The organism is Bradyrhizobium sp. (assembly GCF_028868675.1).
In the GTDB taxonomy this organism is placed as follows: Bacteria; Pseudomonadota; Alphaproteobacteria; order Rhizobiales; family Xanthobacteraceae; genus Bradyrhizobium.
Window position 1 is genome coordinate 1 of the sequence record NZ_JAGWUA010000072.1, and the last position, 21,048, is coordinate 21,048.

The 21,048-nt window shown below is 65.5% G+C and carries 20 protein-coding genes and 1 pseudogene; 10 read left to right on the forward strand and 11 right to left on the reverse strand.

The window, feature by feature from the left end; all coding sequences use genetic code 11:
• Nucleotides 1–229, forward strand: a pseudogene (locus tag KGM94_RS11755) (hypothetical protein); the annotation flags it as partial.
• A 52-nt stretch (nucleotides 230–281) separates the two neighbouring features.
• Here KGM94_RS11755 and KGM94_RS11760 read toward each other — a convergent pair.
• From KGM94_RS11760 to KGM94_RS11780, 5 genes are all read right to left on the reverse strand, one after another.
• Entirely contained in the window at nucleotides 282–716 is a 435-nt protein-coding gene (locus tag KGM94_RS11760) for a hypothetical protein (protein WP_300258755.1), read from the reverse strand.
• Between the two features lie 47 nt (nucleotides 717–763).
• Nucleotides 764–2,464 (reverse strand): TrkA C-terminal domain-containing protein, encoded by a 1,701-nt coding sequence (locus KGM94_RS11765; RefSeq protein ID WP_300258758.1) that lies wholly within the window; start codon nucleotides 2,462–2,464, stop codon nucleotides 764–766.
• Nucleotides 2,465–2,476: 12 nt separating this feature from the next.
• Nucleotides 2,477–5,230, reverse strand: coding sequence for a decarboxylase (locus KGM94_RS11770; RefSeq protein ID WP_300258760.1), 2,754 nt, complete (start codon nucleotides 5,228–5,230; stop codon nucleotides 2,477–2,479).
• A gap of 146 nt (nucleotides 5,231–5,376) precedes the next feature.
• Nucleotides 5,377–7,071 carry a SulP family inorganic anion transporter gene (locus tag KGM94_RS11775; RefSeq protein WP_300258764.1) on the reverse strand — a complete coding sequence of 565 codons (1,695 nt, stop codon included), beginning with the start codon at nucleotides 7,069–7,071 and terminating at the stop codon, nucleotides 5,377–5,379.
• Nucleotides 7,068–7,745 (reverse strand): YoaK family protein, encoded by a 678-nt coding sequence (locus KGM94_RS11780; protein WP_300258767.1) that lies wholly within the window; start codon nucleotides 7,743–7,745, stop codon nucleotides 7,068–7,070. Before KGM94_RS11780 ends, KGM94_RS11775 begins: the two co-directional genes overlap by 4 nt.
• A gap of 137 nt (nucleotides 7,746–7,882) precedes the next feature.
• On the opposite strand from KGM94_RS11780, the gene KGM94_RS11785 reads away from it, so the two are divergent.
• Genes KGM94_RS11785 through KGM94_RS11795 form a run of 3 tightly spaced genes read left to right on the forward strand, consistent with a single transcriptional unit; the run spans nucleotide 7,883 to nucleotide 11,066 of the window.
• Nucleotides 7,883–9,571, forward strand: a complete 1,689-nt coding sequence (locus KGM94_RS11785) for a TrkA C-terminal domain-containing protein (protein ID WP_300258770.1) — start codon at nucleotides 7,883–7,885, stop codon at nucleotides 9,569–9,571.
• Nucleotides 9,572–9,582: 11 nt separating this feature from the next.
• Nucleotides 9,583–10,476 (forward strand): dienelactone hydrolase family protein, encoded by an 894-nt coding sequence (locus tag KGM94_RS11790; RefSeq protein ID WP_300258773.1) that lies wholly within the window; start codon nucleotides 9,583–9,585, stop codon nucleotides 10,474–10,476.
• A 23-nt stretch (nucleotides 10,477–10,499) separates the two neighbouring features.
• Nucleotides 10,500–11,066 (forward strand): invasion associated locus B family protein, encoded by a 567-nt coding sequence (locus KGM94_RS11795; protein ID WP_300258776.1) that lies wholly within the window; start codon nucleotides 10,500–10,502, stop codon nucleotides 11,064–11,066.
• An 11-nt stretch (nucleotides 11,067–11,077) separates the two neighbouring features.
• On the opposite strand, the gene KGM94_RS11800 is transcribed toward KGM94_RS11795, so the two are convergent.
• Nucleotides 11,078–11,506, reverse strand: coding sequence for a response regulator (locus KGM94_RS11800; RefSeq protein ID WP_300258778.1), 429 nt, complete (start codon nucleotides 11,504–11,506; stop codon nucleotides 11,078–11,080).
• Between the two features lie 189 nt (nucleotides 11,507–11,695).
• Nucleotides 11,696–12,328, reverse strand: coding sequence for a response regulator (locus KGM94_RS11805; RefSeq protein WP_300258811.1), 633 nt, complete (start codon nucleotides 12,326–12,328; stop codon nucleotides 11,696–11,698).
• A 295-nt stretch (nucleotides 12,329–12,623) separates the two neighbouring features.
• On the opposite strand from KGM94_RS11805, the gene KGM94_RS11810 reads away from it, so the two are divergent.
• Nucleotides 12,624–13,307 carry a helix-turn-helix domain-containing protein gene (locus tag KGM94_RS11810; protein ID WP_300258780.1) on the forward strand — a complete coding sequence of 228 codons (684 nt, stop codon included), beginning with the start codon at nucleotides 12,624–12,626 and terminating at the stop codon, nucleotides 13,305–13,307.
• Here KGM94_RS11810 and KGM94_RS11815 read toward each other — a convergent pair.
• The 4 genes from KGM94_RS11815 to KGM94_RS11830 are packed head-to-tail and all read right to left on the reverse strand — an operon-like array spanning nucleotide 13,282 to nucleotide 17,554.
• Entirely contained in the window at nucleotides 13,282–13,743 is a 462-nt protein-coding gene (locus KGM94_RS11815) for a potassium channel family protein (protein ID WP_300258783.1), read from the reverse strand. The two genes, KGM94_RS11810 and KGM94_RS11815, sit on opposite strands and share 26 nt — an antisense overlap.
• 52 nt (nucleotides 13,744–13,795) lie before the next feature.
• Nucleotides 13,796–14,146, reverse strand: a complete 351-nt coding sequence (locus tag KGM94_RS11820; RefSeq protein ID WP_300258786.1) for a phasin — start codon at nucleotides 14,144–14,146, stop codon at nucleotides 13,796–13,798.
• Between the two features lie 28 nt (nucleotides 14,147–14,174).
• Entirely contained in the window at nucleotides 14,175–15,038 is an 864-nt protein-coding gene (locus KGM94_RS11825; protein ID WP_300258789.1) for an alpha/beta hydrolase, read from the reverse strand.
• A gap of 8 nt (nucleotides 15,039–15,046) precedes the next feature.
• Nucleotides 15,047–17,554, reverse strand: a complete 2,508-nt coding sequence (locus tag KGM94_RS11830; protein ID WP_300258792.1) for an alpha/beta hydrolase — start codon at nucleotides 17,552–17,554, stop codon at nucleotides 15,047–15,049.
• Between the two features lie 132 nt (nucleotides 17,555–17,686).
• Between KGM94_RS11830 and KGM94_RS11835 the strand changes: the two genes are divergently transcribed.
• The 5 genes from KGM94_RS11835 to KGM94_RS11855 form a co-directional block, all read left to right on the forward strand.
• A complete protein-coding gene (locus tag KGM94_RS11835) occupies nucleotides 17,687–18,613 on the forward strand; it encodes an alpha/beta hydrolase (RefSeq protein WP_300258795.1) in 927 nt (308 codons plus the stop codon).
• Between the two features lie 7 nt (nucleotides 18,614–18,620).
• On the forward strand, nucleotides 18,621–19,235 hold the full coding sequence (locus tag KGM94_RS11840; protein ID WP_300258798.1) for a hypothetical protein: 615 nt from the start codon (nucleotides 18,621–18,623) through the stop codon (nucleotides 19,233–19,235).
• A 63-nt stretch (nucleotides 19,236–19,298) separates the two neighbouring features.
• Nucleotides 19,299–19,952 carry a CoA transferase subunit A gene (locus tag KGM94_RS11845; RefSeq protein ID WP_300258801.1) on the forward strand — a complete coding sequence of 218 codons (654 nt, stop codon included), beginning with the start codon at nucleotides 19,299–19,301 and terminating at the stop codon, nucleotides 19,950–19,952.
• Nucleotides 19,953–19,956: 4 nt separating this feature from the next.
• A complete protein-coding gene (locus KGM94_RS11850; protein ID WP_300258804.1) occupies nucleotides 19,957–20,607 on the forward strand; it encodes a 3-oxoacid CoA-transferase subunit B in 651 nt (216 codons plus the stop codon).
• Between the two features lie 12 nt (nucleotides 20,608–20,619).
• A partial coding sequence (locus KGM94_RS11855) for a MaoC family dehydratase (RefSeq protein ID WP_300258808.1) occupies nucleotides 20,620–21,048 on the forward strand: 429 nt, incomplete at its 3' end.

Here is a 21,048-nt window from a genome sequence, read left to right on the forward strand (position 1 = left end):
GGAGGTCCAGGTCTATCGTTTCCCCAACACGCTGTGCACCGACAAGGGCCGCGCCATCAATCAGCAGGAAGCGGGCTGGGAAAACACGCTGACCGGAATCCCAAAGGAAATCTTCCAGCTCTGGACCGACTACCTGAAGCCGCGCGGCTATCGCATCGCCTATCAGATCATCGAGTTCCCGGGCGGCGTCCCCGGCGACATCGGCATCACGATTTCCTGGGGCGGCTGAACGGAAACAGGCCGCGTACCCGCGCGGCCCGTTTCGTCTCCGTCTTTCCGGCCTATTTCAGCCGGATCGTCACGCCGCCGACCGCAGCCGATACCTCCGCACCGACCTTGGGACCGCTGAGCTGCAGGATCACGCCATTGGCGTTCTGCAGCTGAACGGCTCCGGCGCCCGCGGCCACCGCGCCGCCTGCTCCGCCCGCCGCGTAGGAGCCCTCGATCGAGGACGGCCCCCTCAGATTGAGCGCGCGGCCGACGAACTTGGTGGTGGAGGCTCCGACCGTGAAGCCGACGCTCATGCCGGAGACGGTGAAGGGATATTTGTGGCCTCGATACAGCAGGACGCCCTCGCCGCCGCCGACGCCGACGATGAACCCGCCCTTGGTGAAGACGATGGCGACTTGACCGGTTTCGGCGCGCGATGGCGTGCTGAAGCCGGCGATGCCGGCGAGCAGAGCGGCGAGAGCGAGGCGCGTAGCAATCTTTCTCATGAGTTCTTTCCCCTGTGTGGTCACACTGATTTACTGAGCCAAGATCTTTACTGAGCCAGGATCATCGCGAAATAGCCGAACACGGTGAGCAGGATACCCGAGACGGCGTAGCCGACCGGGAATCCGATCCAGGGCACGGTGCTCTGGATTTCCACCGCGGCCTCGCGGCACGGACCGGAGTGCGACCTCGCGCCGGCAACACCGCCCATCAGCACCGCCGGATTGATCTTGAAGACATGGAAGCCGATCGCCCAGACGATGAACGGCGGGATCGTACACGCAATGAACCCGACGATAAAGATCTTCAGCGCCACCGCACCGGTGAGCTGCGCCAGCAGGCCGGCGCCGGCATTGACGCCGACGATGGCCACGAAGACGACGAGGCCGAGATCCTCCAGCACGTTGCGCGCCGCGTTCGGCGTGTTGCCGAAGAATCGCAACCGCGACACGATGGACGAGATGATCACGCCCGACAGCAACAGGCCGCCGGCATTGCCGAGACCGACCTTGGCGCCGAAGGCCGGAAATTCGATCCGGCCGATCAGGAAGCCGAGGATCATGCCGGCCGACAGCGTCAAGAGGTCGGTGGACGTATTGGTCCGCGCGACGCGGCCCCACAAGGCGGCAAGGTCGTTGACCGCCGACTTCAGGCCGACGACGGAGATGATGTCCATCCGCTGCAGTTCGGTCTTGAGACCCGCCGGGATCGGCACGCCGCCGCGTTCGAGCTTGGTGACCTGAAGCTGGCCGGCGACGGCTTCCCCGCGGAACGATTCGAAGGTGCGCCCGACCACGTCCTTGTTGGTGACGAGGATCTCGGCCTGATCGAGCGGAATTCCGAGCGCCTTGGGATCGGCAACCTCGGGGCCGATCAGTCCCATCTTGTCGGTCAGATGCTCGGTCGAGCCGCCGAGCGCGACGACGTCGCCCTTCTGCAGCACGAGGTCGGGATCGGCGCCCAGGACCTCGCCGCCGCGCGCCACGTTGACGATGCGGTATTCGGGATTGGCCTTGCGGAAGCCCGCGATGCTCTGCCCGACCTGGGCCGCATTCTCCAGCCGGTAGGCCCGCAGCCCGAACTGGCGAAAGCCGGTGAGACCGCCGCCTTCGAGGTCCCTGACGCCGAACTCCTCCTCATACTGCTTGGCCGCCGCTCTCGCGTCGACGCCCCACCAGCGCGGCAGGTATTTGCAGATCAGGATGATGCCGACGGTTCCCCAGATATAGGTGATGCCGTAGGACAGCGCGATCATGCCGGTGGCGTCCTCGGGCTTCATGCCCTCGGGCAGCTTGACCACGCCCGAGGTGATCGCCTGCTCGGCCGAGCCGATCGCGGCCGACATGGTCTGCGAGCCCGCCAGCATGCCGCCGGCGGCGCCGGTCGGCAGGGCAAACAGCTTGGCCCCGAGGACGACGAGCGTGAGGCCCAGGACGCTCGATATGACCGCGAGGATCAGGAATTTGACGCCGTCGCCCCTCAGGCTGTTGATGAAGGACGGCCCGACGCGCAGGCCGACGCCGTACATGAAGAGGTAGTAGAACAGGCTCTTGGCGAAATTGTTGAGCTCGAGCTTGACGCCGTAGCTCGACGCCCAGACCGAGACGCCCGCGCCGACCACGATGGCGCCGGCGACCATGCCGAGACCATAGCCCTTGATGCTGGCCCGGCCGATCCAGACGGCGAGGCCGACGACGAAGAACAGCAGCAGATACGGATTCTGCTGCAGGAACGTGAAGAAGCCTTGCATGTTCGTTCCCCCTTATGACGTGGCCTTGGCCTTCGGCGATGCGCCGGGCTTTGGTTTGCCGATCTTCGCCAAGGCTTCCGCGCGCACGAGCTTGAGGCCCTCCCTGGCGTCGTAACCGTGAATCTCCTTCACATCGAGCTTGCGCATGAAGTCGATGGTCTCCTGGGTGATCACCTGCCCCGGCACCATGATCGGAAAGCCCGGCGGATACGGGATCACGAAACTGGCGGAGACGAGCTCGGGACCGGCCTTCAGCCGCCGGTCGATCTCGGGATCGTTGAGGCGGATGAATTCGCAGCCGGGCGCGTCGTAGGCGGCATAGAAGCCCGAGCGGATGTCACCTTCGTTGGTCTTGGTACCGGCATCCCCGCGAAAGCTCGGGTGGAAATGCGAGAAGTTCGGCAGGTCGGGCACGTCCTTCATCAGGCTGTGGACCCGGGCCTCGAAGGTCTTCCTTGCGTTGGCGCCGCCTTGCGCGAGGCCGCGATCGACCTCACCCGCGATCTCGGCCAGCACCCGGACGAGATGCGCGACGTCGCTGCGGGTGTTGTTGATGTTGGACTGCACCAGGACCGAGTTGCGCGAGGTCTTGTTGACCTGGATGTTGTACTCGCTCGCCAGAATGCCCTTGAACTGCGTGCCGTCGAAGCCTGCGGTGCCGCAGACCAGCGTCATGCGGGTCGGATCGAGGCAGAACTCGTCGTCATCCAGGCTCTTCAGGGTGTTCGCCCAGTTGACGCCGGGAGCGAGATAGTCGGTGAAGCCGCTCTGGCGATATTGCGCGGGCACCATGGCGTCCGCCCCCAGAACGCGGAAATATTTCGAGATCAGCGGATTGTTGTTGACCGCCTGGCGGATGGCGAGCGCGATCTCCATCGCATTGGCGACGAGACCGTACCCTTCCAGCTCCATCTGGCGTCGCGAGACGTCGAGGCTCGCGATGAGCTGCTGGTTGGGGCTGGTCGAGGCATGGGTGAAAACCGCTTCCTTGAACTGCTGCTCGACCGTGTGGAACTCGATGTCCTTGACCGCGAGCATGGAGCCCTGGCGGATCGCCGACATCGACTTGTGGGTCGAGTTGGTCTGGTAGACCCGCAGGCGGATCTTCCGGGGATCGGGAATGAGCCGGGTCTTGAGCAGGACTTCGTCGGAGGGATTCTTGCCGAGCTCGGCCTGCTGCTTCTCATAGGCCGCGACCGACTTCGGATCATGCATCCAGGCCTCGATCTCGTTGGCCGCGCCGAGACCCGTGCGCCGCCGCAGGAACGGCGAGAACCGCGCGAAGCCGAACCAGGCTTCGTCCCACAGGAAGATCAGGTCGGGCTTGATCGCGAGGCATTCCTCCATCACCCGACGCGTATTGTAGATGTGGCCGTCGAAGGTGCAGTTGGTGAGATCGAGCATCTTGACGCGGTCGAGCCGGCCGTCGGCCCTGGCGGCGAGCAGCGCCTGCTTGATCGTCCTGAGCGGAACCGCGCCGTACATCGAGTATTCCGTCATCGGGAACGCTTCGACGTAGAGCGGCTGCGCGCCGGCCAGCACCATGCCGTAATGATGCGACTTGTGGCAATTGCGGTCGACGACGGCGATGTCGCCCGGCGCGAGCAGCGCCTGCACCGCCATCTTGTTGGAGGTCGAGGTGCCGTTGGTGACGAAGAAGACGCGGTCCGCGCCGAGCGCGCGGGCCGCCTTCTCCTGTGCCTTCTTGATGTTGCCGGTCGGCTCCAGCATGCTGTCGAGGCCGCCGGTCGTCGCGCTGCTCTCGGCCAGGAACAGGTTCGGGCCGTAGAACTCGCCCATGTCGCGGATCCAGTCCGACTTGAAGACCGCCTTGCCACGAGCGATCGGCAGCGCGTGGAAGGTGCCGATCGGACGCTGCGCGTATTTCTTGAGATTGTCGAAGAACGGCGTGTCGTAGCGGTCCTGGATGCCTTCCAGGATCGAGAGATGCAGCTCCAGTATCTCCTCGACGGAATAGAAGATGCGGCGCACGACGCTGGCCTCGGGATTGCCGGCCATCTCCTCGACGTCGCGGTTCGACATCAGATAGATGTCGAGCTCGGGACGGACCCGCTTGATGATGTGGGCGAGCCGGAGCGCGGATGCGTCGGACTCCTCGTTGAGGCCGGCCGCAGCCGTCATCGAGCGCAGCACCGGCGCATTGTGACGCGAGCGCAGGCCGAAGCCTTCGTTGATGATCACGGCGGCGATGTTGGGATTGAGCATCGTCGCGCAGAACGCATCTTCGAGGCTGCCGACGATGACGGGCTCATAGATGAATCCGTCGATCGGTCGGCGCAGCTTGCGCCACTCCGCGGCGAGCGCCGGCCAGTTGTTGGACGAGACGCCGGTGACGATCAGGGTTTCGAAATAGGGCCGGCGGGCCGGATGCGAGCCGAAGCTCGGAGGCAAGAGGTCGGGGGCTTCGCCGTTGCCTTCGTCGTTGGCGTTCCAGTCTCCGGCGTGGTGCCGGAAGGATCGCGTCGTCAGGGCCTGCGTGATCCGCGTTGCCAGGGCCGATGACGTTGCCGCATCGCCGGCGGAAGCAGCTTCGCGCAGGGCCGCCATCAGGTGCAGCCCGGGATAGCCGTGATATTCTTCCGTGACGGACAAATCGGCCAGCGCCGCATCGCATTTCGCGCGCTCGCCGCCGTGCGCCCAGGCTTTCGCGGCTTCCACCAGATCACGCCAGTCGTCCGCGCGCGCCCCGGGGCCGGAGAAGAACTGGTCGATGCGCTTGTGCGCGGGCTTGGCGTCCTTGGACATGTCTCTCTCCCGATCCGTGAGGCTAGATCATGGTGAATCGTTACTGCGCGTCCGTCGCGTTCCGTTGATCCAAGTCAACGGTCGAAGGGGTCTCGACGTGCGGTGCCGGCCTCATGCACGCATCCCGCGACGCAAAAAGAACGGCGTCACGCGTTCGTTGTTCGACCGTCGCCCAAGACGCTGTCCAGCGACCGAAGCCATTGGGCGCTGTCGGTCTTCTCGGCGAGTCCCTCAGCCTGCAAGAGGTCGCGCAGCTGCGCATGGGCGCCGACGATGCAGAGGGCCACATGACGGGCGGCAAGCGCGTCATAGAGGTCGTGCAGCATGCGCGCGCCCGCGAGATCGATATAGGGCGAGGCCGAAAGATCGCAGACGACGAGCTTGATGTCGGCCGTTTTTTGCAGTGCGTTCAGCACCGCATCGAGGATCGGCTCGGCGTTGATGTAGAGCAGCGAGGCCTCGGGACGGAAGGCGACGATGCCGATCAGCGGCTCCACGCCCTCATGTCTGGCGCTGTCGGAGTAGCGGCCGGTGCCGGGCAGCCGGCCGAGGAAGGCGATGTTCGGCTGCGAGGCGCGCGCCAGCAGCAGGAAGATGGAGGCGATGGCTGCCAGCAGCACCCCCTGCAAGATGCCGAGCAGGAGCACGGCGATCAAGGCAATCGACGCGGCATGGAAATCGATCCGGCTGACCCGCCACATGCGCAGCAGCGCGGCGATATCGACCAGCCGGTAGACGGCGGTGAAAACGATGGCCGCCAGCACCGCCTTCGGCAGATTGGTGAGGAGCCCCGTGAAGAACAACAGACACAGCGCCAGCGTGAGCGAGCAGATCAGAAGCGCAAGCGGCGTGCGGGCGCCGGCATTGTCGTTGACCGCCGATTGCGACAGGCCGCCGGCCACGGGGTAGCCGTGGCCGAAGGCGGCGGCGAGATTGGCGGCACCCAGTCCCAGGAACTCCTGGCGCACGTCGAGGGCGTAGCCGTGCCTGGCGGCAAAACTGCGCGCGGCGGAGACGCCCTCGATATAGGCCAGCAGCAGGCAGCCGGCGGCGATCGGAAACAGCTCCTCGGGCTCCACCAATCCGAAGGCGGGGAAGGCAAGAGACGGAAGCCCCTCGGGAATCCTGCCGGTGACGGGCACGCCCAGCGACGGGAAGCCAACCACGCTGGCAAGGAGGATCGACAGCGCCACGATGGCGATGGCGACCGGCCGTCCCGGCAGGAACCGCTCGCCGAGCAGCAGGAGCAGGATCGCGACGGCGCCGACCGACAGGACCAGAGGATGCGCATCGCCGAGCTGGCCCGCCAGATGGATCGCGCGGTCGAAGAAATTCCGTCCGCCGCCGGCGACGCCGAACAGGCTCGGCAACTGGCTCATGATGATGGTGAGCCCGGCGCCCGCCTTGAAGCCGACCAGAATGCTGTCGCTGACGAGGCGGACGAGCGCGGAAAGCTTGAACAGCCAGGAGATCAGGCAGAGCACCGCCACGGCGCAGGCGACGAGGCTCGCGATTTGCCCGTAGCGCACCGGATCGCCTGCGGCGAGCGAACCGACGGTGCCGGCGATCATCAGCGAGATCGCCGAGGTCGGGCCGATCGCCAGCTGGCGCGAGGTACCCAGCAGGGCATAGCCGATGCCGCCGAGAAGGTAGCCGTAGACGCCGATCTGAGGCGGCAGACCGGCAAGGGCCGCATAGGCGAGCGAGACCGGGATCGCATAGGCCGCCAGCGTCACGCCGGCGATCGCATCGGACCGCAGCCAGGCGGCGCGGTACGCGGCGAGCCAGCCGAAGGGCGGAAAGAAGCGCATCCAGCCGGCGCGCGGATCGGCGTTGGTCATGGTCGCGCCTTCCTGCGTTCGGCTTCGCAGCGCAGCAGCACGATCAGCAAGGCCACCACGGGGAGCGCGAGCGCCAGCTCCGGGGTCACCTCGGTCGCGACGGCGCCGACCGCGGCGCCGATGCCGAACATGACGCACAGGGCCGAAAAGATGCCGGAGCGGCGCAGCGCGCCCGGCGGGCCGCCGCCGAGCGCCGCAAAGAGGTTCTCGATCGCCTGGCGCATGTTGCCGGTGATCATGACCGAGCTGTAGGCGACGCCCTCGACCCTGCTGAAGACGGCGGTCTGCATGGCGGCGACGAACGAAATGCCGAGCGTACCGGCAACATCCGGCAGGCGATTGTGCAGGATGGCGACCGCGACCAGCAGCAGGATTTCGACGAGGAGACTGATGGCGACAGCGCGCTCGCCGGCGGCACCGCGCAGCCAGGCCGCCATGACGATGCCGACCGCAAAGGCGAGCATCGGCGGCACGAAGTGAAGCGCGCCTGCCCAGTCGCCCGTCGATCCATGGACCCATAGCAGCACCAGATTGGCCGTCTGGGCATTGGCCATCACGCCATGGATGATCCAGGTATAGGCGTCGAGATAGCCGCCGCCGAACGCCAGCAGAAGCGCGACTGCAATCGTCTCTTCGCGGCGCAACAACGGGCCGACGGCATCCAGGGAGGTCATGTGCGGAACGTGGGCTGGTCCGGCATGGATCAATAAACGCCGCTCCCGCACGGCAAAGGGTTGATTTGAATCAAGCCTCCGGCCGGCCCTGAGGATTCAAATCGGTTCGGGAACGAAGCGCTGGGGGAATCGCGGCCATGGACACCATCAGATGGATCATTTCCACCGCTCCGGAAATCTTCCTGCTCCTGGCGGTTGCGATCGGCACGATCCTGGGCCGGGTCAGGATCCGCGGCTTCGCGGTCGGCACCACGGCCTGCATCCTGATCGTCTCCGTCCTCATCGGCCAGCTCGGCAGCTTCACCTTCCCCTCGCTGCTCAGGGTCGTCCTGTTCAGCCTGTTCGTGTTCACGATCGGCTACAAATCGGGTCCGGAGTTCTTTGCCTCCTTAAGCATCCGCACGCTGGCCCAGGTGGCCATGGCGCTGATTCTCGGCGGCACCGGCCTCCTGATCGTGCTGGCCTTCGCGTTCGCCTTCAAGCTCGATCCCGGCACGGCCTCCGGGCTTGCCGCCGGCGCGCTGACGCAATCCTCGGTGATCGGCACGGCATCGGGCGCGCTGGCGCAGCTCGGACTGCCGAAGGCCTTGCTGGAGCAGCAGGAGGCGAACATCGCCGCCGGCTACGCCGTCACCTACGTGCTCGGCTATATCCTGACCCTGCTCTATGTCCCCTTCGTCGCGCCGAAGCTGATGGGGGTGAACCTCAAGGATGAGGCCAAGAAGCTCGAGATCGAGCTGTCGGGCGGGGAGCCGCCGAAGACCGAGAACCTGCACTATCAAAAATTCCAGGCGCGCGCCTATCGCGTCACGGCGGCGGCCGGGCGTACCGTGAAGTCGATCGAGGACGCGATCGGCAGCCGCACCGCGATCGAGCGGATCGTGCGCCAGGGGGCCGACATCGAGCCGCATCTCGACACCGTGCTCGAAGCCGGCGACGACATCGTGATCGCCGGCCGGACCGCCGCGATCGTTGCGGCCAAGCCCGTGATCGGCACCGAGATCGACGCCGACGAGATCCTGAAGGCGATGCCGGGCAACGTGATCGACGTGCTGGTCGACAACCGCAACCTCCACGGCCGCTCGCTGCAGGACATCGTCGAGCGCGTCGGCGGCAGCGCACGCGGCGTTTTCCTCCGCGCGCTGACGCGAATGGGGCGCGAGGTGCCCATGAGCGCGGATACCCGCATCTATGTCGGCGACGTCATGACGCTGGTCGGCACCAGCCGCAACATCGAGCGCGCCGCCGGCCAGGTCGGCCAGATCCTGCGCTCCGGCGACCGCACCGACATCGCCTTCCTTGCCGCCGGCATCGCCGTCGGTCTGCTCGCCGGCCTCGCCAGCGTCAAGGTCGGCGGCGTCGCGCTGACGCTCGGCGGCGGCGGCGGCGCGCTGATCGCGGGCCTCGTCTGCGGCTGGCTGCGCTCGCGCCGGCCGACCATGGGCGCGATGCCGCCTGCCGCGCAGCAGACGCTGAGCGATCTCGGCCTCGGCGGCTTCATCGCGGCGATCGGGCTCGGCAACGGCCACTCCGCCATGGTCGCGATCCAGGCGCATGGTCTGCTTCTGGTCGGCATGGGGCTGGTGGTCACGCTGGTGCCGCTCGTCGTTGCCACCCTGTTTGCCCGTTACGTGCTGCACATGAATCCGGTCGTCATCTGCGGCGCGCTCGCCGGCGCCATGACGGTCGATGCCGCCGTGACCGGCGCATGCGAGGTCGCCGAGAGCCAGACGCCGGTGCTCGGCGTCGCCGTGCCTTATGCGGTCGGCAACGTCGTGCTGACCGTGCTCGGCCCGATCATCGTGGCCGCCACTTTCACGGGATGACGGAGGCCGCGATGCCAAGGACATGGACAAGGCCATGGACAAGTCTCCGCTCGATTGCGACAGCGCTGCTCCTCCTTGCCGCAGCCGCAGTGCCGGCGCGCGGCGAGGACGTTCGTATCCAGGAGGAGATATGGGCGCTGCTCCTGCCGCTGCCGATGTTCGCCTATCTGGTGCGCCCGGTCGGCGACGGGCCCTTCCCGCTCGTGATCATGAACCACGGCGTCTCGCTCAACCCGACCGACCGCGGTTTCTTCCCGCTGGTGGAATTCCGCGACGCCGCCAAATGGTTTGCGCGGCAGGGCTATCTCGTGGTCGCGCCGGTCGGCACCGGCTACGGCGCCTCCGCCATCGACATCCCCGAGCGCGGACTCCACGGACCGTTCTTCTCCAAGGTCGGCAAGTGCAGCAATCCCAATTTCCGCAGCGCCGGCCTTGCGGTCGCGCAGGTCGATCTCTGGATCATCGACTACATGGCCGCCGAGAAGCGCATCACACCGAAGGACGTCATCGTGGTCGGCCAATCCGCCGGCGGCTGGGCGGCAATCGCGCTGTCGAGCGTGAACCCGCCGCAGGTGAAGGCGATCATCACCTTCGCCGCCGGCCGCGGCGGCCGGGTCGACGGCAAGCCGAACAACAATTGCGCGCCCGACAAGCTCGTCGAAACGACCGGCGAGTTCGGCCGTACCGCGCGGGTGCCGATGCTCTGGATCTACATCGAGAACGACACGTTCTTCGGCCCCGCCCTGTCGAAGCGGATGCACGAGGCCTACACCGCCGGCGGCGGCAAGGCGGAATATCATCTGATGCCGCCGTTCGGCAATGACGGTCATTTCTTCATCGGCTCGCGCGATTCGATCCCGATCTGGTCGCCGCTGGTGACGAAGTTCCTGGATCAGGTCAAATAGACACCAACGCCCGGAGGCCAGGCATGAGGTCAGGCAAGGAGATGATGACCGCGGTTGCTGCGAAGAGCGTTGCCGCCGCCCTTCTGCTGGCCGCCGCGTCGATGCCGGCGACGGCCGAGGTCACGCCGCGCGGACAGCGCACCACGGACGACATCAAGTACGGCGACTGGAAGAAGCTCTGCTTCAAGGCGGCTGGCACCAAGACGATCTGCAGGACGTCGATCACCGGAACCTACGAGACCGGCCAGACCGCCGTCCGGCTCGACCTGATCGAGCGCGAGGGCGAGCGCGTCGCGCGGCTGCAATTGTTCGTGCCTGTCGGCATGTTTCTGCAGGTACCGGCCAAACTGAGCGTCGATCATGGCAAGGCCTGGCGGATGCCCTATACCTGGTGTCTCAGCAACGCCTGCATTGCAGCCGATGTCGCCGATCCCAGGATCATCAAGGAGATGGAGGCCGGCAAGGCGCTGACGCTCGAGGTCGTCGACAACAAGCTCCTCGCGGTCACGACGACGCTTCCGCTTGCGCAGTTCGGCCCGGCGCACAAGGGCGCGCCGGCGCAGACCTTCGAGCAGGACATCGACGAGTGAATTCCGCGCCATCACGTTGCCGAACGACCGCTTGCGGCAACGGCCGGGATCCAGGCCGTGCGAAGCGAGGTACTAGTCCCCCCCGCGCGCTCGATGGATTCGATCAACGACGTCGCCGCAAAGGGCTTGGTGAGATAGGCGATGCATCCCGACTGCAGCGCGGCGGCGCGATTTGCGGGGCTGTCGTTTCCCGTGACGTAGACGACCGGCGTCTTGACGCCGCGATCCGTGAGACGCCGGCGCAGCTCGATGCCGGACTGGTCGTCCAGATTGACGTCCAGGACGATGCACAGCGCGTCGGAGAAATCGGAATGATCGAGCAGCGCGCGGGCCGAGCCGAACAGCCTGGCGGTGAAGCCGTGCTCCCGCAGCAGCCGCTTCATGCTCGTGCGCATCGAGGGATCATCATCCACGACGAAAATGACTTTTCGTATCGTCACGGCGACCCACCTGTGGCCTTCCTCGGCGGCAAAGCCATCTTCGGCCCTGCGACCTACCGCGCTTCTGATTTGTTGTGGTTATCGGGCACGTCGGCGGCGGGCCATAGCGCGCTCTCCCGGGCACGCTGTCAACAGGCATTCATATTGTCCCTTTGGACAGGTCGCGCGTAGCGGTAGCCGAGGACGCCACTAGCCGCGCGTTTCGCCTGTCGCATCGAGCAATCCGAGCCGCTCCGCGATCAAGACCAATTCCGCGACTGAATCAACCTGCGTCTTTTCCATCACCTGATGGCGATGCGCCTTCACGGTGCGTTCGGTCGTCCCGATCTCGTGGGCGATCTGCTTGTTGATCTTGCCGCGCACGATGAGGTCGAACACCTGCCGCTCGCGCGGCGTCAGCGATGCCACCCGCGACCGGGACGATTCGAGCTTGCGGCGCTCGCTGAGCACCGCCTCCTGTCGCGCCAGCGCGCGCTCGATCGCGTCGATCAACTGCTCGGATGATACGGGCTTGGTCAGGAAGTCCTCGGCGCCGGCCTTGATGGTACGCACCGTCGTCGCAGTGTCGGCATGTCCGGTGAGGAATACGATCGGCAGCGTCGAGCCGCGCTCGTTCAGGCGGCCCTGCAACTCCGGACCGCTCAAGCCGGGTATCTGCACGTCGAGCAGGATGCACCCACGCGCCTCGCCCTCCCGCAGGCGGTCGAGCAAATGCTGTGCCGACGCGTAGGTCGCGACGTCGTAGCCCGAGAGCTTCAGGCGGCGCTCGATCGCCGTCCGGAATGAAGCGTCGTCGTCGACCACATGGACGAGGCCGGGCAATGTCATCTCTCGATCGAAATACCAATACGAAACAATGCTTCAATCGCCACGGTCAAAACGGGGGAGTCCAGACCAGACCCACGGCAGCCTGCAGGCAGCAATAGCATGCAAAATTTCTCCGCCCTGTCCATTGGTACAATGGCCTTAGAGGCAATGGCGAAGGATGCTGCCTTCGTCGTAGGTGAGGGACGCGCGAAATGGGATCGGCGGCGCATTTCCACGATAGAGAATATTTCTATCGGAGAAAATATTTCTATCGGCAAACCACCTCAGAGACGTTCTTCGGAGTTGGCCCATGTTTGTTCGCGTCAACGCCGCTTTGGCGGACCGCCCCCATACGCTCGGCGACCTGGGCCTGCCCAGCGAATCGAATCCGATCGTCAGCCTGAACGAATTCACCTACCGAAAAGGCACCGAAATCTACGGCGAGAAGGAGCCGGCCGAGTACGTCTACCAGGTCAAGGTCGGTGCGGTGCGCAGCTACAAGCTGCTGTCGGACGGCCGCCGCCAGATCGGCGCCTTCCATCTCGCCGGCGACATTTTCGGGCTGGAGAACGGCAACACGCATCGCTTCACGGCGGAAGCCGTCGTGGACACCACCGTCCGCCTGATCAGGCGGCAAAGCCTGGAGACCGTCGCCGAAAGCGACGCCATGGTGGCTAGGAACCTGCTGCGCATGACCACGAAGAACCTGCAGCACGCGGAAGACCACATGCTGCTGCTCGGGCGCAAGACCTCGCTGGAGCGGGTCGCCGCCTTCCTGCTCGAGATGGACAAGCGGATGAGAGCGACCGAGGTCATGGCGCTGCCGATGTCCCGGCGCGACATCGCCGACTATCTCGGCCTGACGCTGGAGACGGTGTCCCGCGCGCTGTCGCGGCTGCACGAGCTCGGGATCATCGGTTTCCTCGGCAACACCCAGCGCCAGATCGTTCTGCTCGACCGTCCGCAGCTCACGAGCCTCGATCTGCAGGGCTGAAGCCGGCAGCGCCGATCGCTGCGAGATGTTCGATCGTCCGCCGTAGCACCTCGAACAGCACCGCGGTCGACCAGCCGAACATCAGGATGCCGTTCATCGCGGTCATCGGCCCCAGCAGCCGCCATTCCGGCACCGGCGTGATGTCGCCATAGCCGAGTGTGGTGTAGTTGACGAAGGCGAAATACAGGAGGTCGCTGCCGGCGGGCGCGGCGCCGACCACCGCATAGACCAGCGCCCAGACCAGGACCTCCAGAGTATGCGCGACCATCAGCGCGGCCGCGCACGCGACCATGACAGCCATCAGGTGCAGCCGTGGCCGTACCGTGTGCCGCAGCCCGGCGGCGCGCGCGATGCCGATGGCGCCCACGGTCACCAGCGCGTGGATCATGATGTCGATCACGCCCACGATTGAGCCGACAAGAAATTCGACCGCCATGGATTCCCCCAGGGCGGCCGCACTGCCCGCCCCTCGCCGGCCTTATAGCCGGTCAAATCCTCGGGGTGAACGCGCCCGTCGCGGCCTTCACGGCGGATTCGCCCATACTGCGGGCCTGATCGCTCAGCGTCTGCATCTGCCCCTGGAAGAACTCGGACTGCAGCTTGAGCGCATCCTGGATGTCCTTGGCCTGGATCAGCTTGTCGCCGAGGTCGAAGGTCGCGGTGACGTTGCGTTGCATGAAGGCGCAGAACTGCTTGGCGTGGTCGGCGACCGGCAACGGCGAGGAGGCCAGGCCCTTCTCCAGGAGTTCGAAATACTCCGCATTGGCCTTGCGAAGGCGCCCGAGCGCCTCCGTCAGCATCGCGCGGACGTTCTCGGCGGATGGATTGATGTCAGCCATGGCGTTGCTCCTCTCTGGTATGCTCAGCCTATTTCGAAAGCCCCCCGAACCAGGCGCCGAAATAACCGGCATAGAGCGCCGGCAGTTCCAGGTTCATCGAATGACCGATACCGGGCACGACCACCAGCCGGCAGTCCGGCATGGAAGCCGCCATGGTCCTGAGGTCCGCCGGGGGAATCCAGCCGTCGCACTCGCCCCACAGCACGAGGTGCGGATGGCGTATCTCCGGCATCCGGCGCTCCAGCTCCCCGCTTTCCTTTTCCCGGGTGAGATTGACCGGCGTGCCGATCCAGATGCCTTCGGAGACGCCAAACGTCTGCTCGATGATCCGATCGAACAGCGCCTGGATCTCCGCGAGCCCGTCGCGGAATCGGGGAATCGCATTCGGTGCCATGCTCTCGGGCACGAACAGCGACGAGGCTGCGGTCGCCATCACCGTCCTGGTCAATTCCTTGCTCGCCATCATCGCGCGGAACAGGCCGATCTGGTCGGCATTGAAGGCCATGCCGAGCGGCGTGACCGGATCGAGCGCGAACACCCGACCGAACCGCTGCGGCTGCATCAGCAGCATCCGCGCGGCGATGATGCCGCCGGTCGAATGGGTGGCGAGATGGCAGAATCCGATTCCCAGCGCATCGAGTGCCGCCAGCATGTCCTGGGCGTGCTGCTGCATGGAGTAGTTGGAATAGTCCGCGGCCGGTGTCGGCCGGTCGCTGTCCCCGCAGCCGCGCCAGTCGATTGCGACCACGCGCAGGCCGGAAGGAAAAAGCGGTGCGGCGAGTTCGATCCAGTCCTTGCTGGCGAGATTGCCGTGGATGAAGACGACGGTAACGTCGCCTCTGCCCCACTCCCGCCAGCCCAACTGGACCTCGCCCGCCTGCACCCGTGACATGGCCCGCCCTATTTGTTCAGGCCGGCCGTGGGCGCCGCACCGGGCGGCGTCGGGGCCACCGGCAGGGCCGAGACCGCGGCCCCCTTGATCATCCGGTCAGTGCCCATCGGCGAACTAGTATCGACCGTTCCTCTGGTCACGAAGTCCACGACATCGGCCGCATATTCCACCGGGTTGTCGGTATGGATGAAGTGTCCCGTGTCCGGATAGATCTTGAGCATCGGTCGGTTACCCGCATTGGTCATGCGCGTCATGAACGGCGTGATGACGTCGCGGCCGAGGTCCGTCAGTCCGTTGAGACCTGCACCGGGAATGAACGGCTCCTTGTCGCCGAACGCCAGGAAGATCGGCGCCTTGATCTGGGTCAGCCGTTCATAGAGGTTTTTCGGGTCGTCCTGCTGCAGCTCCGCCACCATCGTATAGATGTCGAAGATGAAGACGTTGGCCCACTGCTCCAGTTCCTTCGGGTTGCCCTTGGTCAGCCCAACTCGCTGCTCGGTATGGAAGCGGGCATCCGGACTGTCGTTGTAGAAGTAGCCGCTCTTGGCCGCCGAGAGCACGCCAGTCGAGGGGTCACGCTTCTTGAAATAGAAGAAGTCGCGGATGTTCTGCTCGGAACGGCCGATCTCGGCGGCGAGGATCCCGGTCTGGTCCCAGGTCGCCTTCCACTTGTCGAAATCGCGGGCGAAAGAAGGGTCAAACAACGCCGCCTTCTTGTCCTTCGCGATCGCGACTTCACGCGGATACTCCTCCAGTCCGGCAGGCGCTTCGAGCGCTAATCCCTGCACTGCTTCGGGCCAGGTCAGAGCATAGCCCATCACGAGCTGACCGCCGAGCGAATGACCGAGATAGTACGCCTGCTTGACGCCGAGCTGGTTGACCACGAGCTCATGCACGACGTCGCGCATGTCCTGCATGGTGCGGGCCGGGCTCTTGTCGAGATTGCCGGGTCCGGACATGCCGTAGTGCGGCAGGTCGGGCACGATCACGCGCAGGCCGCTGCCCAGCGCATATTGCATGATGTTGCTATACATGCCGCCGAATGCACCCTTGCCATGGATGATGACCAGCACCTTCGGATTCTTGTCGGTGCCGACATACTCGTCCATGTACCCGATCTGCCAGGACTTGCCGGTTCCGTCCTTCACGTCGGCATATTTGACCGGATAGGGATAGGTCACGAAGTCCTTCCAGAACGACTTCTTCGGATCGATGTTCTCGGCAACGCCGGGAACGCGATAGTTCTTGTCGACGAACTTCTGCGCGCGATCGAGGGCCGCGACGTCGTCCATGAAGGCAACGAACTTCGGATCGTTCTTGCGGTTGTTGATCAGCGGGAACACGCCGTAATGGGCGACCGGGCTTTCCTCGGCGATGAGGTCCGCGCCCGGCACACGATCGACGGCCTTCTGGGCCAGCTTGAAGTTCAGCCACAGGTCGTTGGTGATGTGCATCACCAGCGTGCGCGCCCGGATGCGGCCGAGATAGGGATTGATGTTGTGGGTCTCGCCGACCCGGTTGCGCCAGACGAGATCGACGGCGTCATAGATCTTGGCGCGGTTGGTGACGTTCAGGCCGGCTTTCTCGTTCGGCGGATCCCAGTAGAAGATCTCCGGCTGTACCGCCTTCCAGCTCTGGGTCGTGCGATAGGCGAAGTCGTAGCCCGTCATGCCCAGGATCGACCAGCCGTAGGCGACGCCCGGTACCGGATGCTTCTCCTTGGGCAGCTTGTAGTAGTCGCCCTTGGTGGCCTGCCAAACCGGATCGGACTCGATCGCGGCCGTCATCATCTGGAAGGTCCAGTTGCCGACGGGGTCATCGCCATCCGACTGCGTGGTGCCGCCGATCGGCATGATCGCGCTGACATATTCCGGATGCATGACGCCCCAGACATAGGTTTGGGTCCCGCCCATGGAGACGCCGGTGACGAGCGCCACGCGTGCCACCTTCAGGCCGTCACGCAGCAGGCGGTAGTTCGCCTGCACCATGTCGTAGTAGCTGTACTGCGGAAACTTGATGCCGAGGCCGTCGGACGGCTTGCTGGCGCCCCAGGTGCCGAGCGGATCGACCATGATCACGTAGTAGCGGTCGGTATCGATCGGCCGACCCGGGCCGATGACCGGAACGCCGCCCGACAGGGCCGCGCCCTTGACCCACTGCTCGTACATGTCGGTGGAGTCGCCGGAATAGTAGGAGTTGATCACGACCGCGTTGGTGATCTCGCCGGCGGCGTTGCGCCGGGCGTTGCCGATCGCGATGTAGGCGGTCTTCAGCTTGCCGGCGCCGAGCGATTCCAGCGTCACGCCGCCCTCGCCGCCGTTCTCCCACTTGGAAGGATCGTTGAGATCGTACTTGCCGCCGAGGCGGAAATTCGCGATCTCGTAGGTCTTCTTCAGCGCGTCATGCTGCATCTGCGACGAGCGGCGGGTGAAGGGCTGGGCGACGGCGAGCGACGTGCCGATCAGCAAAACCAGCAGGCTCAAGACGTACCGCCGCATGATTTGCCTCCCGATCATGGTGCATTCCTCCGAGGTTGATTGTCGTCGAAGTTAGGAGCCGCGCCGGCGCATCCTTTGATTTAACTCAAGGGTCTCAGAACTCTGCTGCGGGAGGATCATCGGTAAAGAATTGCCTGCCGGATACCCGCGATGCCCTTCCTGACCCACGGCTCTTACCGGATCCGTTACGAGCTCGATGGGCCGGCGGACGCCCCGGCCTATGTGCTGGTGAACGGGCTGACGCAATACGCCGAGTTGTGGACCGCCTACCGCGACGCGCTGGTCGCGCGACGCTTCCGTGTCGCAACATTCGATCTGCTTGGCCAGGGCGCATCCGACAAGCCGACGCTGTTCATCGATCAGGACGATCAGGTCGAGGCGCTGCGCCTCCTCATCGACGAGCTCGGCGACGGCCCGGTATTCCTCAGCGGCATCAGTTTCGGCGGTCTGATCGCGCTGCGCTATGCGATCGCGCACGGCACGAGGCTTGCCGGCCTGGTGCCGATGAGCTGCTTTGCGGAGCTGCCGCCACAGCTCTTCCTGCTGGGCAATGCGCTCCGCAACGCGCTGGTGCTCGGCGGCACCAGCTACTTGCAGGACCTGCTGCTGCCGATGAACGTCAGCGATCAATGGCTCGGACCGGTGCTGGACAAGCTCGATCAGGTGAAGCGGCAGGGCTGGCTGGTCAACGACGTCTATGCGCTGCAGAACCTGATGGAATCGTTCCTCGACTTCCAGCCACTGACGCCGCAACTGTCGTCGATCACCACGCCGACGATGATCCTGAACGGCGAATTCGACTTCCTGACGCCGCGCGCGCTGCACGAGACCTTGCGGGTCCAGATTCCCGACAGCTCGCTCGTGATCATCCCGCGGGCCTATCACGCCTTCACGCTGGAGAAGCCGGCGCTGACGGCGGACCTGCTCGCGCGCTTCGCCGAGGACGTGATGGCCGGCCGCTGGCAAGGCAACAAGGCGGTCTGGATCGCACCGGACGATGCCGGCGGCGCGCTCATTCCGTTTCCGTCCGGCTTCGATCATCTGCGCGCCATCCCCGTGCAGGGAGCGACCCCATGAGCGAATTATGAGCGAATTCTTCGGCCCATTGGATTCGGAAGGCCGCGTGCCGGCGCGACAGCAGACCCGCGTCGCCGCCTTCCTCGTCTCCGCCCACGGCGCACTGGCGCGGCGGTTCGCGTTTGCCCTGCCGGTGAAGCTCGAGTCCGCCTGGCAAACCGAATTGAACGCGCAGTTCTACAACGAGTCGGAGATCGTCTCCCTGCTCATGCGCGCCACGAGCTGGGCGCCGGACTTCGCGCTCGCCTACATGGCCGCCGCCTGGGAGGCCGCCTGGTTTCCGACGCCGGTCGAGGGCATTCCGGATCACTCCCTGGCGCTTGCCGTCGATCTCGCAACCCTCGCCCATGCCGTCCATGCAGGCATCCGGCCGGCAGCCCTGCTGCCGACGGAAGCCAACGCGGACGATCCTTTCGTGGTGGCGCTGCGGCGCATCGAATTCGAGAGCGGCCGGCTGTTGCAGGCGCAGATCCTGTTCCTGAAGGGCGAGAGCCTCGTGCCGCATCGCGACGCCGTCACCGCCGCCCTCGAACGGCGTCATGCCGACGTGCGCAGGCTGTGGCGCGAGATGCTCCAGAGCGTGGACATTTCCGCTCGCGATGCGAATGACGGAAAGCCTTGACGCAGATCAATGGGGCGCCCTGCCCATTCGCCAACATTCGATCGACGAACTGGAGTTCCAACCATGAGGGCCGTTTCCGTCGAAGAAGCCGTCGCGATGATCCCACCCGGCGCCAGCGTCATGGTCGGCGGCTTCATGGGTGTCGGAACGCCGGAGCGCCTGCTCGACGAGGTCGTCCGGCAGAAGAAGACCGATCTCTCCATCATCAGCAACGACGCGGCGACGCCCGGAAAGGGCGTCGGCAAGCTGTTCGACGCGGCGCTGGTCTCGCGCCTGACCGCGACCCACATCGGCCTCAATCCGAAGGCGCAGCAGCAGATGCTGGCCAAACAGGTTGCCGTCGATCTGATCCCGCAGGGCACCTTCGCCGAGCGCATCCGCGCCGGCGGCTGCGGCCTCGGCGGCGTGCTCACGCCCACGGGCGTCGGCACCCTGGTCGCCGAAGGCAAGCGCCAGATCGAGGTCGACGGCAAGCCGTTCCTGCTCGAGACGGCGCTGCGGGCGCAGTTCGCGCTGGTGCACGCCTTCCTCGCCGACTATCTCGGCAACCTCTCCTATGCGCTGACCGCGCGCAACTTCAATCCGGTCATGGCGATGGCCGCCGATACCGTGATCGTGACCGCGGAGCACATCGTTCCCGTCGGCGTCATCGCGCCCGACCACGTCGTGACCCCGGCGCCACTGGTCGATTATCTCATCACCAATCCGAACGGGTGAAACCATGGACGCACAGGAGATCATCGCCCGGCGCGTCGCGCAGGAGCTTCAGCCCGGCAACCTCGTCAATCTCGGCATCGGCATTCCGACCCTCGTCGCCAACTATGTCCCGCCCGACCTCAAGGTGTTCTTCCAGTCGGAGAACGGCCTGATCGGCACCGGGCCGATCCCCGAACAGGGATTGTCGCACCCCCTGCTCACCGACGCGGGGGGCCGTCCGATCAGCGCGCTGCCGGGCGCCGCCACCTTCGACAGCGCGATGTCGTTCGGCCTGATCCGCGGCGGCCATGTCGACGTCACCGTGCTCGGCGGCCTCCAGGTCGACGCGCACGGCCACCTCGCCAACTGGATGATCCCGGGCAAGATGGTGCCGGGCATGGGCGGCGCGATGGATCTCGTCAGCGGCGCCAAGCGCGTCATCGTCGCCATGCAGCACGCAGCCAAGGGCAAGTCGAAGATCGTCAAGCAGTGCAACCTGCCCCTGACCTCGGCGCGGCCGGTGAACCTGGTGGTGACCGACATGGCGGTGATCGGCTTCCCCGACGGCAAGGCGACGCTGATCGAGACCGCCTCGGGCGTGAGCGTCGGCGAGGTCTTGGCCGTCACGGAGGCCGAGCTCGCGATTCCCGACAGGGTCCCGGAAATGCAGATCTGAGCAGGTGTCGTCATGCGGATATTCAGCGACTTCAACGAGATCAAGGCCGCAATCGGCACCGAGATCGGGGTCAGCGACTGGATCGAGATCACCCAGGATCGCATCGACAAGTTCGCGGAGGCGACCTGCGACGAGCAATGGATCCATGTCGACCAGGAGCGCGCGAAGGCGGAGATGCCGGGCGGCAAGACCATCGCGCATGGACTGCTGTCGCTGGCGCTCGCGCCGATGTTCATCCGCGCGGTGATGGGCCTGAAGGGCCTGCGCAACACCCTCAACTACGGCGCGGACCGGATCCGCTATCTGGCGCCGGTGCCCGCCGGTTCGCGATTGCGCGGCCGCGTCACCGTCGCCGAAACGGAGGACGTGCCGCCGGACGGCTTGCGCGTGAACTACCACCTCGTGATCGAGATCGAGGGCGGCAAGAAGCCCGCCTGCGTT

What these genes read in the sequence shown, in the direction of transcription:
- KGM94_RS11845 (WP_300258801.1), top strand. Translation starts at nt 19,299, where the DNA reads ATGAGGGCCGTTTCCGTCGAAGAAGCCGTCGCGATGATCCCACCCGGC.
- KGM94_RS11780 (WP_300258767.1), bottom strand. Translation starts at nt 7,745, where the DNA reads ATGACCTCCCTGGATGCCGTCGGCCCGTTGTTGCGCCGCGAAGAGACG.
- KGM94_RS11775 (WP_300258764.1), bottom strand. Translation starts at nt 7,071, where the DNA reads ATGACCAACGCCGATCCGCGCGCCGGCTGGATGCGCTTCTTTCCGCCC.
- KGM94_RS11765 (WP_300258758.1), bottom strand. Translation starts at nt 2,464, where the DNA reads ATGCAAGGCTTCTTCACGTTCCTGCAGCAGAATCCGTATCTGCTGCTG.
- KGM94_RS11785 (WP_300258770.1), top strand. Translation starts at nt 7,883, where the DNA reads ATGGACACCATCAGATGGATCATTTCCACCGCTCCGGAAATCTTCCTG.
- KGM94_RS11825 (WP_300258789.1), bottom strand. Translation starts at nt 15,038, where the DNA reads ATGTCACGGGTGCAGGCGGGCGAGGTCCAGTTGGGCTGGCGGGAGTGG.
- KGM94_RS11835 (WP_300258795.1), top strand. Translation starts at nt 17,687, where the DNA reads ATGCCCTTCCTGACCCACGGCTCTTACCGGATCCGTTACGAGCTCGAT.
- KGM94_RS11790 (WP_300258773.1), top strand. Translation starts at nt 9,583, where the DNA reads ATGCCAAGGACATGGACAAGGCCATGGACAAGTCTCCGCTCGATTGCG.
- KGM94_RS11810 (WP_300258780.1), top strand. Translation starts at nt 12,624, where the DNA reads ATGTTTGTTCGCGTCAACGCCGCTTTGGCGGACCGCCCCCATACGCTC.
- KGM94_RS11840 (WP_300258798.1), top strand. Translation starts at nt 18,621, where the DNA reads ATGAGCGAATTCTTCGGCCCATTGGATTCGGAAGGCCGCGTGCCGGCG.
- KGM94_RS11770 (WP_300258760.1), bottom strand. Translation starts at nt 5,230, where the DNA reads ATGTCCAAGGACGCCAAGCCCGCGCACAAGCGCATCGACCAGTTCTTC.
- KGM94_RS11815 (WP_300258783.1), bottom strand. Translation starts at nt 13,743, where the DNA reads ATGGCGGTCGAATTTCTTGTCGGCTCAATCGTGGGCGTGATCGACATC.
- KGM94_RS11795 (WP_300258776.1), top strand. Translation starts at nt 10,500, where the DNA reads ATGAGGTCAGGCAAGGAGATGATGACCGCGGTTGCTGCGAAGAGCGTT.
- KGM94_RS11830 (WP_300258792.1), bottom strand. Translation starts at nt 17,554, where the DNA reads ATGATCGGGAGGCAAATCATGCGGCGGTACGTCTTGAGCCTGCTGGTT.
- KGM94_RS11760 (WP_300258755.1), bottom strand. Translation starts at nt 716, where the DNA reads ATGAGAAAGATTGCTACGCGCCTCGCTCTCGCCGCTCTGCTCGCCGGC.
- KGM94_RS11820 (WP_300258786.1), bottom strand. Translation starts at nt 14,146, where the DNA reads ATGGCTGACATCAATCCATCCGCCGAGAACGTCCGCGCGATGCTGACG.
- KGM94_RS11850 (WP_300258804.1), top strand. Translation starts at nt 19,957, where the DNA reads ATGGACGCACAGGAGATCATCGCCCGGCGCGTCGCGCAGGAGCTTCAG.